Origin of the sequence: Deinococcus radiotolerans (genome assembly GCF_014647435.1) — a bacterium.
Taxonomy (GTDB): Bacteria; Deinococcota; Deinococci; order Deinococcales; family Deinococcaceae; genus Deinococcus; species Deinococcus radiotolerans.
The window spans coordinates 1117333-1129887 of sequence record NZ_BMPE01000001.1 but is presented as its reverse complement, the minus strand read 5'-3'; the positions used below and the strand labels follow the sequence as shown (position 1 = coordinate 1129887).

15 protein-coding genes and 1 tRNA gene are annotated in these 12555 nt (G+C 69.6%); 8 read left to right on the top strand and 8 right to left on the bottom strand.

The features are described from left to right. Positions 1-8 precede the first annotated feature (8 nt). Positions 9-329: a non-heme iron oxygenase ferredoxin subunit gene (locus IEY63_RS05585; protein WP_189067910.1), complete on the top strand. Its 321-nt coding sequence runs from the start codon at positions 9-11 to the stop codon at positions 327-329. Positions 330-393: 64 nt separating this feature from the next. Here IEY63_RS05585 and IEY63_RS05580 read toward each other — a convergent pair whose 3' ends face one another. The 5 genes from IEY63_RS05580 to IEY63_RS05560 form a co-directional block, all read right to left on the bottom strand. Then, positions 394-906, bottom strand: a complete 513-nt coding sequence (locus IEY63_RS05580; protein ID WP_189067909.1) for a hypothetical protein — start codon at positions 904-906, stop codon at positions 394-396. 122 nt (positions 907-1028) lie between these two features. Next, positions 1029-1718, bottom strand: coding sequence for an ankyrin repeat domain-containing protein (locus tag IEY63_RS05575; protein WP_229784499.1), 690 nt, complete (start codon positions 1716-1718; stop codon positions 1029-1031). After that, positions 1715-3145, bottom strand: coding sequence for a serine hydrolase domain-containing protein (locus IEY63_RS05570; protein WP_189067908.1), 1431 nt, complete (start codon positions 3143-3145; stop codon positions 1715-1717). The genes IEY63_RS05575 and IEY63_RS05570 overlap by 4 nt, the downstream gene beginning before the upstream one ends. A 43-nt stretch (positions 3146-3188) precedes the next feature. Further along, positions 3189-3644 carry a hypothetical protein gene (locus tag IEY63_RS05565; RefSeq protein WP_189067907.1) on the bottom strand — a complete coding sequence of 152 codons (456 nt, stop codon included), beginning with the start codon at positions 3642-3644 and terminating at the stop codon, positions 3189-3191. A 98-nt stretch (positions 3645-3742) separates the two neighbouring features. Continuing rightward, the gene (locus tag IEY63_RS05560; RefSeq protein ID WP_189067906.1) at positions 3743-4915 is read right to left on the bottom strand and encodes an acetyl-CoA C-acetyltransferase; all 1173 of its coding nucleotides are present in this window, start codon (positions 4913-4915) and stop codon (positions 3743-3745) included. A gap of 142 nt (positions 4916-5057) precedes the next feature. On the opposite strand from IEY63_RS05560, the gene IEY63_RS05555 reads away from it, so the two are divergent. The 4 genes from IEY63_RS05555 to IEY63_RS05540 are packed head-to-tail and all read left to right on the top strand — an operon-like array spanning position 5058 to position 6868. Further along, entirely contained in the window at positions 5058-5714 is a 657-nt protein-coding gene (locus tag IEY63_RS05555) for a hypothetical protein (RefSeq protein WP_189067905.1), read from the top strand. Continuing rightward, positions 5711-6211 (top strand): hypothetical protein, encoded by a 501-nt coding sequence (locus IEY63_RS05550; RefSeq protein WP_189067904.1) that lies wholly within the window; start codon positions 5711-5713, stop codon positions 6209-6211. The genes IEY63_RS05555 and IEY63_RS05550 overlap by 4 nt, the downstream gene beginning before the upstream one ends. Further along, on the top strand, positions 6208-6639 hold the full coding sequence (locus tag IEY63_RS05545; RefSeq protein ID WP_189067903.1) for a hypothetical protein: 432 nt from the start codon (positions 6208-6210) through the stop codon (positions 6637-6639). The genes IEY63_RS05550 and IEY63_RS05545 overlap by 4 nt, the downstream gene beginning before the upstream one ends. A gap of 1 nt (position 6640) precedes the next feature. Beyond that, a complete protein-coding gene (locus IEY63_RS05540) occupies positions 6641-6868 on the top strand; it encodes a helix-turn-helix domain-containing protein (RefSeq protein WP_189067902.1) in 228 nt (75 codons plus the stop codon). A 15-nt stretch (positions 6869-6883) separates the two neighbouring features. Here the strand turns inward: IEY63_RS05540 and IEY63_RS05535 are convergent, their stop codons facing one another. After that, positions 6884-7474, bottom strand: coding sequence for an RNA polymerase sigma factor (locus tag IEY63_RS05535; protein WP_229784498.1), 591 nt, complete (start codon positions 7472-7474; stop codon positions 6884-6886). Between the two features lie 84 nt (positions 7475-7558). Between IEY63_RS05535 and IEY63_RS05530 the strand changes: the two genes are divergently transcribed. After that, positions 7559-7936, top strand: coding sequence for an FUN14 domain-containing protein (locus tag IEY63_RS05530; protein ID WP_373290890.1), 378 nt, complete (start codon positions 7559-7561; stop codon positions 7934-7936). A gap of 61 nt (positions 7937-7997) precedes the next feature. On the opposite strand, the gene IEY63_RS05525 is transcribed toward IEY63_RS05530, so the two are convergent. Continuing rightward, a complete protein-coding gene (locus IEY63_RS05525) occupies positions 7998-9896 on the bottom strand; it encodes a peptidylprolyl isomerase (RefSeq protein WP_189067901.1) in 1899 nt (632 codons plus the stop codon). 40 nt (positions 9897-9936) lie between these two features. Here IEY63_RS05525 and IEY63_RS05520 point away from each other — a divergent pair. Both IEY63_RS05520 and IEY63_RS05515 read left to right on the top strand, forming a co-directional pair. After that, positions 9937-10013, top strand: a tRNA-Arg gene (locus IEY63_RS05520). Between the two features lie 217 nt (positions 10014-10230). After that, on the top strand, positions 10231-11250 hold the full coding sequence (locus tag IEY63_RS05515) for an SIS domain-containing protein (protein WP_189067900.1): 1020 nt from the start codon (positions 10231-10233) through the stop codon (positions 11248-11250). Between the two features lie 114 nt (positions 11251-11364). Here the strand turns inward: IEY63_RS05515 and IEY63_RS05510 are convergent, their stop codons facing one another. Then, positions 11365-12327: a homoserine dehydrogenase gene (locus IEY63_RS05510; protein ID WP_189067899.1), complete on the bottom strand. Its 963-nt coding sequence runs from the start codon at positions 12325-12327 to the stop codon at positions 11365-11367. Positions 12328-12555 lie beyond the last annotated feature (228 nt).

Below are 12555 nucleotides of genomic sequence, written 5' to 3'. Positions count from 1 at the left end.
CGCGCCTGATGAGCGACACGCCCGCCCGAACCCTCGTCGGCCCCACCGCATCCATCCCCGACGGCCAGCAGACCACCGTGGACCTCGCTGGCGTCAGCGTAGTCATCGTGAACTTCGAGGGCCAGTACTACGCCCTGCGCAACAACTGCACCCACAAGGACTTCCCGCTGCTGGGCGGCGACGTCAGCATGGGCCGCATCACCTGCGAAAAACACGGCGCGAAATTCGAACTGGCCACCGGTAAGGCCAAGACCCTGCCCGCCGTGAAACCCGTCAAGATCTACCGCACGCACGTCGAGGACGGCCAACTCTACGTCTCCGAGCTGTAACTGCCGGCAGACCTGGCAGGCGGGACGCGGTCAGGTGCACCGTGTCCCGCCTGCCGCGTAGAGGTCAGAACCCGCGGTCCGTGTCGCCTTTCACCTGATACTGCAACTCCGGCGTTTCCCCCTCCGGCAGGTCGCCGGGACGCTCACTCACGCGGGCCGGCCCCTGCTCACTGGGCGGGGTATACGCCCGGTTCGGATCAATCGCCTCCTGACGCGACTCAAGGGCAATCGCGGCAGACGCGGGCATACCTATCCCGGCCGCCGGCGCCACCAGATTCAGGTTCTCCCCGCCCAGTCCGGCCACCGTCTCGGCACCCGCGAACTCCGCGTCCTGCGGCTTGTGCTCCATCGCCGCGACATCCCGCGTGGCGAGGTGATCGAACTGCCCGGTCACCTCCTTCGCGCTGTGCACCTCGACCGGCTCGTACTTCCCGTCATCCGAGCTGCCCACGCGGTCCTCGGCCGGTGTGGTGGTGTACGCCCCCTGGTGATCATCCTTCGGGTCAGGCGTGTCAAAGCCCGTCTGCGCGCCGTGCTCGCCGGTCAGCGGCGGGTTGCGGTCCCTGTCGTTGGTCATGCGCCCAGTCTGCCCTGCCCGGTCCTGCGCTGCCTTCCGGCTTTCTTGAGGCACACCCGCAGTGCCATACTCACCGCCTCAGACGCTGACCAGCGCGGCAGCCGCACGGCCCGGCTCTCCGGTCACGCGGGCAGCGGCTCCTCCAGCGAATCCGCCAGCGCGGCGTGCCCTTCCTCACGCGCAAAATCCGCCGCGCGGCGCCCATCAGCCGTTTCGGCATTTACGTTCGCGCCCCGCTGCCGCAGAAACAGCGCCAGGCCCGCGTCGCCGTTCTGCGCGGCAGCCATGAGCGGCGTGAAATCATCCTGCTGCGCCGCATTCACGTCCGCACCCGCCATGACCAGCGCCCGCGCCAGCGCCCCATGCCCACCCGCCACCGCCGAGTGCAGCGGCTGCACCCTCATCGCATTCCGGCTGACCGCATTCACATCCGCACCCCGCGACAGCAGCGCCTCCGCCACGTCCGCCTGCCCGAAGAACGCCGCCAGCCCCAGCGGACTGAACCCATCCCCACTCACACCGTTCACCAGCGCCGGATCAGCGTCCAGCTCCCGGATCAGGGCCCCCTCATCCCCCAGCGCCGCTGCCTCAAACACATTCAGCGGCGCGCCTAGGTCCACCAGCACGCGCGCCATGTCCGCCCGGCCGTAATACACCGCGAACAGCACCGGACTCACACCCATCGGACTGGGCAGACTCAATAGATCCGCATCCGATTCCACCAGCGCGCGCAGCAGCGCCTCATCCCGCGTCTTGATCGCCAGGAAGAACGCCGCCTCGCGGTCCCCCACCACGTCCATACTGTCCGTCATGTCCTCAGGGTAGAGGCTTGGGCGGTCAGCACGCGACCCTCACCGTGATGTGGCGCACGCAGACACACGGTGAGCAGGCCGTCCGGCGCCGCCCAGTGCACGTCCCAGCGGGCCCCCTCCTCAATCAGGAGCAGGGTCAGGGCCAGCGTGCCGTCCTTCTGCCAGCCGGCCCGGACGGTCAGGGCGACGGTGGTGCCCCAGGTGTCCAGGGTCTGCTCCTCACAGGCGTTCAGCGTGAAGCAGACCGTGTTCGGCGCCTGCACGTCGAGGGCCAGCATGCCGCGTTCGCCCGTGACGGTCAGGGTCGCGGCCTCCCACCCCTCGTCGTTCGGGTCGAAGGTGAAGTGCGCCTGCACGTCCCGCAGCGGCGGCGGATCAAGAATCTCCGGCACGTCCAGCATGAGGTCTGCACAGCGTAACCGTAGCGCCTCCGCTTCCGCACCGGGCAACAGGGGGGCGTCCTGCACGCCGCCCAGCAGGTGCGTCCAGGTGTGATCCAGCACGCGCTGCATGTCGCCCACGCCCGCCGTGACGGCCAGCACCATGTCCTGCTCCGGCATGACCACGCAGAACTGCCCGAACGCGCCGTCCGCCCGGTACGCCCCGTGACGGCAGCGCCACAGCTGGTACCCGTATCCCTGCGCCCAGTCGCTGTGCTCGTCGCCCGGCGCGGTGCCCGGCGGTACCTGCGCGCAACTCGCGGCGTCCACCCACCACGCGGGCAGCAGCGCCTGCCCCTGCCACTCGCCCCGGTTCAGCAGCAGCTGCCCGAACCGCGCCACGTCCTCCGTGCGCAGATGCAGGCCCCAGCCGCCCAGGTTCACGCCCCGCGGGTTCGACGCCCAGCGGCCCCCCTGAATGCCCAATGGGTCCAGCAGGCGCGGCCTGAGGTAATCCAGCAGGACTTCGCCCGTCACGCGCTGCACAAGCGCTGAGAGCATGAACGACGCCGCGCTGTTGTACGCGAAGTGCGTGCCCGGCGCGAATTCAGGCGGCTGAGCCAGGAACGCGGCGGCCCAGTCCCCCTCGCCCGCCGCGATCAGCGCGTCCGATACGTCCGCCGCGTGCCCCGTGCGCATGGTCAGCAGATCCTCGACCCGCATGGCCCGCAGGTGCCCGCCCATCACCGGCGGCAGGGCGTCCGGGAAGAGGTCCACCACGCGGTCGTCAAGCCGTACCCGCCCCTCGTGCACCAGCAGGCCTACGCCCACCGCCGCGAAGGCCTTGCTCAGCGAGTACAGGTGATGCCGCCGGTCTGGCGTGTACGGAGCCCAGTGACCCTCGGCCAGCACCTGCCCCGAGCGCAGCATCATGAACCCATGCAGTTCCAGCCCCTCCGCGGCCAGGGCGTCCAGCCACGCCAGAACGGCCCCTGACGGCAGACCCTGCGACTCCGGCGATACCCGCTCCAAGGCAACAACAGACACGCCCCCATGGTAGGGACCGTGCCTGCACCGCGGAATCCGCCAGTTAGCGCATCTGCCGCTGATCCACGGTGGCCAGCAGCTGTAGCGGCGTCAGGGTGATCTGCCTGGGTACGGTCTCGAAGGTGAACCGGAAACCGTTCAGCTGCACGACCCGCAGGTGACGCGGATTGAGGGACGTGGCGAGCGCCCGCAGGGGCCCAGCATCCCCGGAGAGCGTGATGCGCTGCACGGCGCGATCAGGGCCGACGAGTATGTTGACGAATCCGAAGTTGCTGGCCGGTGCAGTGACGCAGGTGTTCCTGAATTCCCGGGTGTACACGTAGAGTCTGGGCTGGCCCTGACTGCCGGTTTTCCGCAGGCTCGTCACGTCCAGCGGCGCGCGCAGGGAGAACTGAAGCCAGTCCGCGAAGGCGTAGCAGGCGGGTGCCGGGGCGGCGCTGGCGGTCGGCAGACTCCACATCAGAACGCCCAGCAGGGGCAGGAGTGCGGGGCGTGGCATACCGGCACCTTATGACGCGCGTGATCTGCGGGCGCGCTCATCTGCCCACGAAGGGGGATGGAAGGTTTCCTGCCCCCCGCCCCCAGATTGTTGCTGCGTTAGGCCCGGGCGCGGACGACGACGGCGATGCCCATGCCGCCGCCGATGCATAGGCTGGCGACGCCGGTTTCCTTGCCCAGGCGGCGCAGCTGGTGGATCAGCGTGACGAGCACGCGCGCCCCGGAAGCGCCGATGGGGTGCCCGAGGGCGACGGCGCCGCCCGTGACGTTCACGCGGGTGGGGTCGGCGTTCAGGTCGCGCATGACGGCCAGGGACTGCGCGGCGAACGCCTCGTTCAGTTCGAACAGGTCCACGTCGGCGACGCTCATTCCGGCGCGGGTCAGGGCGACGGGGACGGCCTTGGCGGGGCCGATGCCCATGATGGCGGGGTCCACGCCGATGGCGGCGTAACTGGCGATCTCGGCCAGGATGGGCAGACCGTGCGCCTGCGCGTACTCCTCGCTGGCGACGAGCAGCATGGCGGCGCCGTCGTTGATGCCGCTGGCGTTCCCGGCAGTGACGGTCCCGTCCTTCCTGAAGGCGGGTTTCAGCTTGGCGAGGGCCTCGGCGGTGGTGGCGCGCGGGTACTCGTCGGCGCTGAAGGTCGTGGGACCCTTGCGGCCCGGCACCTCCACGCTGACGAGTTCCTCCGCGAAGAAGTTCCCGTCCAGCGCGGCGGCGGCGCGGGTCTGGCTTTCCAGGGCGAAGGCGTCCTGTTCCTCGCGGGTCAGGTTCCACTGCGCGGCGATGTTCTCGGCGGTGATGCCCATGTGGTAGTTGCCGAACACGTCGGTCAGGCCGTCTGACAGGATGGAGTCCAGCGCCTGCGCGTGCCCCAGCCGGTACCCTTCACGGGCGCGGGGGAGGAGGTACGGGGCACGGCTCATGCTCTCGGTGCCGCCCGCGAGGTACAGCTGCCCGTCCCCAGCGCGGATGCCCTGCGCGGCGCTGATGACCGCCTGGAGGCCGCTGCCGCACACGCGGTTCACGGTCAGTCCGGGCACGTCCTGCGGGAGGCCCGCGCCGATCCCGACCTGACGGCCCACGTTCATGCCGCTCCCGGCCTGAAGGACGTTCCCCACGATCACGTCCGCCACGTCTGCGCCATTCACGCCGTCCAGTACGGCCTTTGCCGCCGTGACGCCCAGGTCGGCGGCCGAGACGTCCTTGAGGCTGCCCATGAAGCTTCCGATCGGCGTGCGCTTTGCCGCCACGATCACCAGTTTGCTCATGCCCGGAGAATAACGGGCGTTCGTTACAGCGGCGGGTCACCCGGGTGGGAACGGGGGCGTGCATCTCTGCTTGACGGGTCGCAATCCAGAGATCATATTGAAAAACAATAATATCGAAGATCGATAAATCCCTGGAGGCCCCATGCTGACCCCCGCCCGCGCCCAGACCATCCTGTCCTTCACCGTGACCACCCTGGCTGCCCTCACAGCCCTGATGCTGCTGGTCTTCCTGTTGGGTGTGTTCATGTCCGGTAACAGCACCCAAACCGTGTTCAGCGTGAACATTCCGCTCGACCTCACACTCAGCCTGCCAGGCGGCCGGTACGACGTCTCGACCTTCCACCTGCCGCTCGGCGACCTGCCGGGATGGGTCAGACATGCCTGGCTCGCCGGCTTCACCCTGCTCATGGCGGGCGTGATCGGCCTACTGTGGCGCGCCCGGCAGTTCACGCGCCGCCTGCTCAGCGATCCGTTCCACCCCGCCAACGCTGCTGATCTGACCCTCGCCGCGCGACTGGCCCTGATCGGGCAGGTGGTGGCCGCGCTGCAACCCCTGCTGAACGGCTGGATGTTCGCCCGCATCCAACCCCTTGAGGCCCTGCGCCGCCAGCTCCCGGAAGACACCATCGTGCGCGGCCTCAACACCGACAGCAGCCTGCCCTTCAGCCTGTTCGGCGTGAACCTCACGCCCCTGCTGATCGCCGCGGCCTGCGTGCTGTTCTCCGCTGCCCTCACCCAGGCGGCGCACATCCGCGAGCAGGAACGCCAGCTGCGCGCCGAACAGGAGCTGACCGTATGACTCCACACCGGCACACCCTGAACGCCCTGCTGCTGCTCCTGACGGTTCCCACGGTCCTTAGTCTGGTGGGGCTGGGCCTGCTGCTCCTCGCGGCCCTGACGTTCATTCCGCATGACCTGCGCCTCAGCGCGGCGCTGGGCCTGTGGGCGGGGGTCAGTTTCGCCGGGTACTGGCACCTGAACCGCGCCATCGGGCTGACGCGCCGGGACGGTCCCCTGCACGGTGAGGTCAGCGAGCACCTGTTCCGCGCCGGGCAGCGCCTCTTCTGGAGCGCCCTGCTGGGCACCCCCCTCTCGCTGGCGGCTGTGTGGCGCATGGCGCCCGACCTCGGGCTGACGGAGGACCGCTCGACCGGCGCGCTGCTGGACGTCGTGCTCAGCCCTGAGCTTCTGCTCGGTACTCTGGTGTCCGTGACGCTGCCGCTGCTGCTCATGGCGCTCTCCGGCTGGCTGGACGAGGGGCGCGCCAGCCTGGACCGCCAGAGGACGACCGTATGACCCTGACTCCGCTGCTGCGCACCCGCGCCCTGACGCGCCTCGAACGTCTGTGCCAGTTGGGCCTGCTGCTCGGCACGGGCGCGCTGATCTACGGCCTGACCCGGCGGGGCTGGTCCGCGTTGCCCCAGATGCTCCTGGGAAGTCTCCCGGGCGCGCTGGCACTGCTGTTCCTGTGGCGGGCCGCCCGCGCCAGCCGCCAGGGCACCCTGAGCGTCATCCCGCGAGAGGTCGCGCTGGCGGGCGTAGCCCTGCTGGCCGGGCAGGTCGTTCCGGCCCTGCTGCCGCTGGTGACCGCCGATCCACTGCTGCTCGCCAGCAGCGCTGGACTTCTCGTGTTTTCAAGCCTGCCCGGCGTGGGGCTGCTGGCGTTCGCGGCAGTGCTGAACGTGACCTTCCATGTGCTTCAGGACGAGGAACTGACGGTCTGACATGCCGATCCGCGTGCACCTCGATCACATCCTGGCCGAGCGGGGCCTGACCCTCTCGGAACTCTCCGCGCGGGTGGGGATCACGCTGGCGAACCTCAGCATCCTGAAGACCGGGAAGGCCCGCGCGGTGCGCTTCAGCACCCTGGACGCCCTGTGCCGCGCGCTGGACTGTCAGCCGGGCGACCTGCTGCGCTGGGAGGACGTCCCCCCCGACCCCGACAGGACGTAGGCCCCGGCGTGGGTGTCAGTGGACGTCGGCGACGCTTTCGAGCAGGTCGGCAAGCTGCTCCTTGGCGCGGAACACGCGGCTCTTGGCCGTACCGACCGCCACGCCCTGAATCTGCGCGATCTCGTCGTAACTGAGGTCCTCCACGAAGCGCAGCACGACAGCCTCGCGGTACTCGTGCGGCAGCTGGGACAGGGCGCGCTGCACGCGGTCCTGCGCGTCGGCACTCTCGGCGGCCTGCACGGGCGAGCGGCGTTCGCTGGTCACCTCGAAGCCCACGTCCTCGCGCGCCTGCTCCAGTGAGAAGCGTTGCAGCTGCTTGCGGCGGTGCGATTCGATCTGCGTGTTGCGTGCCACCTGATACAGCCACGGCAGCACGCGCTCCCCGGCGCGGAAGGTGCGGATGCTGCGCCACGCGCGGTAGAAGACCTCCTGCGTCAGGTCCAGCGCGTCCTCGCTGTTGCCTTCCAGGCGGTACAGGTAGCCGTACATGCGGCCCTCGTACTCCTGCACGAACTCGAACCAGGCCTGCTCCTCGCCCGCGCACAGGCGCCCATACAGCTCTGGGGAGATCACGTCGGGAAGGGAGGGCTCGGTCTGGAGGGTCACGGTGCCTTACACCATACCGCGCCGCGGGGTTTGACCCCTCCGCCTTTCGGCGCAGCCCTCCGCGCGCGCTAGGATGCGCGCACCTTGAGCGTCACCGGCCCCACGCCCACCCTGCTGCACGCCGCCGCGGCCGCGCCCGCCAGTTTCGCGGACGCTCTCCGGCCCCTGCTGCCGGACCTGAGCGTGGGTGCGCTGCTGGGCTTCGCGACGGGCGTGGCCCTGAAGCACATCGGTCGCTGGGCGCTGATCGGGCTGGGCGTGCTGTTCATCACCCTGCAGGTCCTGGCGTACTTCGATCTGGTCAGCGTGAACTGGCTGCGCGTGGAGGCGCTCGCGGAACCCTGGCTGGCGCAGGGGCGCGAGAACGGCGGCGCGTGGCTGACCCGCGTGCTCACCGCGAACCTGCCGTTCGCGGGGGCGTTCACGGCGGGCCTGCTGCTGGGCCTGCGCGCCCGCGTGTAGCGGCGCGGGAACAGCACACCGCCCCGGCACCTGAGGGCCCGGGGCGGCGCAGGGGAGAGGTTTACTTGTCGGCGGGGGGCGCGGTGGTGCCGCTGCCGTCCGTCTGGGTGTCCGGCTGAGTGGCGTCGGTCTTGGCGCCGTCCGCCGCGCCGCTCGCGCTGTCCTTCGCGGGCGCCTTGGGTGCCGCTGCGGCCACGCGTTTTTCCTGCGCGGCCAGCACGGTCTTCAGGTTGTCGGTGGGTTTGAGGGTCTTGACCTGGGCGTCCAGGAACTTCTGCCCTTCGGCGCTCTTCTTCTGGCCCAGCACGACCGGCTCGATCTGGTCGCGCACGTCCGCGAAGCTCTTGGCCTCGGCGGGCTTCAGGTCCGTGATGTACAGCACCGAGTAGCGGTCGCCGACCTTCACGACGTCACTCAGGCTGCCGTCGGCGGCGTCCTTGAGGCTCTTGGCGCTGAACACCGCGGCGTTCAGTTCCTCGCTGAGCTTGCCGTCCCCGGCGGTGACGCTGCCGCGCTCGCTGACGGTGCCGCCCACCTTGCTGGCGGCCGAGACGAAGTCGCCGCGCGTGAAGCTGCTGCGGAAGGCCACGGCCTTGGCCTGATCCTTGAAGCTGGCCTCGCTGACGGTGGCGCTGGCGGGCGACTCGAACTGCGCCTTGTTCTCCGCGTAGTACGCCTGAAGGTCCGCGTCCGTGACCTGCACGTTCCGCGCGCCGTACGCGGCGACGTCCTGCGCGATCTCCTGGCGGGTGCCGACCACGTTGAGTTTCAGGCGCTCGGCGATGGTGGGCGCCGCGTAGCCCTGGATGAGCTGCTGCATGACCTGCGGTTTCAGGATGCTGTTCACGAGCTGCGCGGCCTGCTCGGCGGGCACCTGCTGCAGCAGGCTGCCGAACTGCTGGTTCTGCACGACCTGCTCGATCACCTGCGAGTAGCGGACGTTCTGCCCAGTGACGGTCGCGACGGTGGGGTCCTCGACCTTCCAGTTCAGGTCCTTGAACTCGACCTTGGCGTCCTTGCGCAGGCCCTCGACCCAGGCTTCCACCGCGGCGTTCTTCTTGCTGTCGTTCACGGCGGTCGTCACGTCACTCTTCGCTTCCGCGAAGGGTTTGGCGCTGGGCGCGAGGTACTTCTCGACCTTCACGATGTAGAACTTCCCGCCGCTCTCGACGACGTCGGTCAGGCCACCGTCTTTCAGGGCGAACGCGGCCGCGCCCACCTCGCTGGGCAGCGCCACCTGCGCCACCGGGCGGGGCGCGCCGTTCTCGATGGGCCCCAGGGCGCCGCCGCGGTCCTTGAACTCGGTGCTGTTCGCGCCCGCCAGCTGCGCGAAGTCCGCGCCGCCCTTGAGCTGCTTGAGCAGGTCCTGCGCCTTGGCCTTGTCGGCCACGACGATCTCGCGGCCCTGGATGCGCGGGTCGGTCTGATACTTGTCGGCGTTCAGGTCGTAGTACGCCTGGAGTTCCGCGTCGGTCGCGGCGGGAACGGCCTTTTTCAGCTCATCCAGCTTGCGCTCGATGGCGAGGCTCTGGCGCACCTGCTTGCGGTACTCGCTGTCGGTCAGGCCCACGCCCTGCAGCGCGTCCGTCCAGGCCTTGTTGTCCGTCAGGTTGTTCTGAGCGCGGACTTCCTTGACCTTGGCGTCCACGTCGCCGCGGCTGATCTTGATGTCCTTCACGGCGTTGGACACGAGCGTCTGATCGATCTGCTGCGCGACCACGTACGTCTTGAAGTCGTCGCCGAGCACGCCGGTGTCGGTGCTGCTCAGCACCGGGTTCTGCCGCTTGGCGGCCTCCAGCTGCTCGACGGTGACGGTCGTGCCGTTCACGGTCAGAGCGGGCGTGCCGGTCTGCTTGTTGAACAGGCTGCCCAGGTTCGGGGTGAACTGGTAGGCCATGCCGATCACGAGCAGCAGGGCCAGGACGCCCATCAGGACGTTGACGGTTACTTTCTTGTTCACTTGATCTCCTTCATGCGAAGTGCTAGGGTACCGGAGCTCTGCACTCGTAGCTCAGGTGGATAGAGCGTTGGCCTCCGGAGCCAAAGGCCACTGGTTCGAGTCCAGTCGAGTGCGCCACACACTGAACGCCACCCTCATGGGGTGGTGTTTTTTGTTCAGGGGGTGGACGTCCCCGGTGTTTGTCTGGAAGCGCACGCGCCGGATTCTAGCACGCAGGATTAAGCGAGCGTGAAGAAAAAGAAGGCGTGACAGACGGCATTTTCTGCGGCGCGGTCTGCCACGCCGGGCGGCGCGTTCCGGGCCCAGTCCGGCCTCAGCCTGTACCCTGAAGCGCATGAGTACCCACCTTCTGACCCTGCTTGAAACGCTGCCCGGCAGTTACAGCGGCCCCACCCGCCCCGAGGACGCCCCCTACGGCCTCGCCGGCAGCGGCGAGGGCACCCTGGCCGCGCACCTCGCGCAGACGCTCGTGGCGAGCAGCCTCACCCGCAGCGGCACCCAGTTCGTCCTGAGCAGCCCCGACGCCGCCGCCCTCGCCACCGACTACGCCGACCTCGCCAGCGTCGCGGGTGCGCAGGTGCGCCGCGTCGCCACCGGCGGCACCCCCGAGGAGATCGACACCCTGGTGCCCGGTGGGCCGCTCGCCACGTACCACTTCGCGCAGTACGTCGCGCACGCGACCGGGCACAGCGAGGACGCCCAGGCCGCCGACGCCCTGATCGCCGACCTCGCCGCCCGCTGCGCCCCACACATTGAGGAGAACAACCCCGCCCGGGATCTCGCCTGGAGCCTCTGGGGCCGCACGCCGCTGCTGCTGGCCGCGCCCGACGCGGACGCCCTGCCGCACGCGTGGCAGCAGCTGCTGGCCCGCACCGGCAAGACCCTCAGCGTGCCCCTGATCGGCGACCCCCTGCCCGTGGTGACCGGCGCGTTCGAGGCGCAGCACGAGAAGGGCGACGCCAAGGTCGCCGTGATCCTCGGGGACGCCGACGACACCCTCCTGCTGGCGCGCGAGGTACTCGAATCCCGCATTGACGAGATCATCCACGTGCCCTACCCGGACGGCGCGGTCGGCTACCCCGCCCAGCTGGCCCTGTGGTACTTCGGGGCGTGGGTCGCCGCGTACCTCGCCGAACGCTACGGCGCGTCCGCCGCCGACCAGCCCGTCTTGGGCCGCGCGCAGGGCGTCATGAGCGGCGAGGACCGCGAACAGGCCCGTCTGGCCGCGCCCCGCGACGACCTGCGCCGCACGAACGTCGTCAAGGACTGGGCCGACGATCATGACGTGGACGACGTGGACCTCGACGATGACGACCTGGGCGACGAGGACGGGGACGACCGCGGCGAGCCGTGAATGGTCTGTGGGTCGCGGTCGCCTGATCCGCCCCCGCTGACGCTGGGACGCGAACACAGCAGGGAGCGGAGGCCGGCGCCGACGCTCCCTGCCTCTTCAGTCCTCAGCCGCCCTTCAGTGCAGCGGCACGTGACCGGGGAAGCCGATCACCCAGTCGAGCAGGTCGCCCACCATGGCGCTCGCGGTGACCATGCCACCCGCGCCGCCCCCCGCGAAAATCAGCGTGCCGCACTCCTCGCCCTCGTACACCATGGCGTTGCGGCTGGACCCGGCCGTGCACAGCGGGTGATCATCGGGAAGGGACTGCGGGCAGACGCGGGCCTGCCACTCGCCGTTCACACGTTCCAGCTCGGCGACCAGCTTGATCCGCTCGCCCCGCGCGCGCGCGGCCTGCACGTCCGCGAGGGTCAGGTCCTCGATGCCCTGCACCTGCACCTGCTCGTACGGGAAGTTCCCGTCCGCGCAGAAACGCGCCAGCACCGCCAGCTTGTGCGCCGTATCAAAGCCGCCCACATCCAGGGTGGGCGGGTCCTCGGCGTACCCCAGCGCCTGCGCTTCCGCCAGCGCCTGCGCGTACTCCTTGCCCTGTTCCATCTGCGTGATGATGTACAGGCACGTTCCGTTCAGCACCGCCTGCAGGCGCTGGAAGGTACTGGCGCGCAGCACCGTGCTCATGGGGCCGATCACGGGCGTCCCGGCCATCACGGACGCCTCGTAGTACAGCTTGCCGTCCAGGGCGTAGTCGCGCAGCTCATCCCATCTCTCGGCCAGCAGCGCCTTGTTCGCCGTGATCACCGGACGGCCCGAGCGTAGGTGCGGGCGCAGCAGGCTCATGGGGCGGTCTACGCCGCCCATTGCCTCGATCACCACGCCGCACTCCTGCAAGAAGGCCGGGTCGGTCGTCAGGGGCGTGCCGGGCGGGCAGGTGCGGCCTCGGGCCGGGTCACGCACGAGGACGCCCGCCACCTCGATCCGCACGCCCAGATCCGCGAAGATCGCCTCGCGCCTCCGGATCAGGTTCAGGACGTCCTGCCCCACGGTCCCACAGCCCAGCACGCCCACGGTCACGGTTCTCATGCGCCCGACTGTAGCGCCCACGCCCCCGGCGGCCGGACCCCTGGATTAGACGCGTCCCCGCCGGAGCGCGGGTTGCCGCCTGTCAGGCACACCCCCACGCGGACCTGACACGCGGCAGGCGCACTGTGAGGACCGTGTCAGGGGAACGTTGCCGCAGGCGCGCGCAGGGGGGCGCTAGACTGCACTCATGATGCCTGTGTCCACCCTGTCTACCGCCAGCCGTCCGCC

Excerpts from the sequence above, each read along its gene's own strand:
- IEY63_RS05580 (WP_189067909.1), bottom strand. The coding sequence starts at position 906 with ATGACCAACGACAGGGACCGCAACCCGCCGCTGACCGGCGAGCACGGC.
- IEY63_RS05550 (WP_189067904.1), top strand. The coding sequence starts at position 5,711 with ATGACTCCACACCGGCACACCCTGAACGCCCTGCTGCTGCTCCTGACG.
- IEY63_RS05540 (WP_189067902.1), top strand. The coding sequence starts at position 6,641 with ATGCCGATCCGCGTGCACCTCGATCACATCCTGGCCGAGCGGGGCCTG.
- IEY63_RS05585 (WP_189067910.1), top strand. The coding sequence starts at position 9 with ATGAGCGACACGCCCGCCCGAACCCTCGTCGGCCCCACCGCATCCATC.
- IEY63_RS05560 (WP_189067906.1), bottom strand. The coding sequence starts at position 4,915 with ATGAGCAAACTGGTGATCGTGGCGGCAAAGCGCACGCCGATCGGAAGC.
- IEY63_RS05510 (WP_189067899.1), bottom strand. The coding sequence starts at position 12,327 with ATGAGAACCGTGACCGTGGGCGTGCTGGGCTGTGGGACCGTGGGGCAG.
- IEY63_RS05545 (WP_189067903.1), top strand. The coding sequence starts at position 6,208 with ATGACCCTGACTCCGCTGCTGCGCACCCGCGCCCTGACGCGCCTCGAA.
- IEY63_RS05555 (WP_189067905.1), top strand. The coding sequence starts at position 5,058 with ATGCTGACCCCCGCCCGCGCCCAGACCATCCTGTCCTTCACCGTGACC.
- IEY63_RS05515 (WP_189067900.1), top strand. The coding sequence starts at position 10,231 with ATGAGTACCCACCTTCTGACCCTGCTTGAAACGCTGCCCGGCAGTTAC.
- IEY63_RS05565 (WP_189067907.1), bottom strand. The coding sequence starts at position 3,644 with ATGCCACGCCCCGCACTCCTGCCCCTGCTGGGCGTTCTGATGTGGAGT.
- IEY63_RS05575 (WP_229784499.1), bottom strand. The coding sequence starts at position 1,718 with ATGACGGACAGTATGGACGTGGTGGGGGACCGCGAGGCGGCGTTCTTC.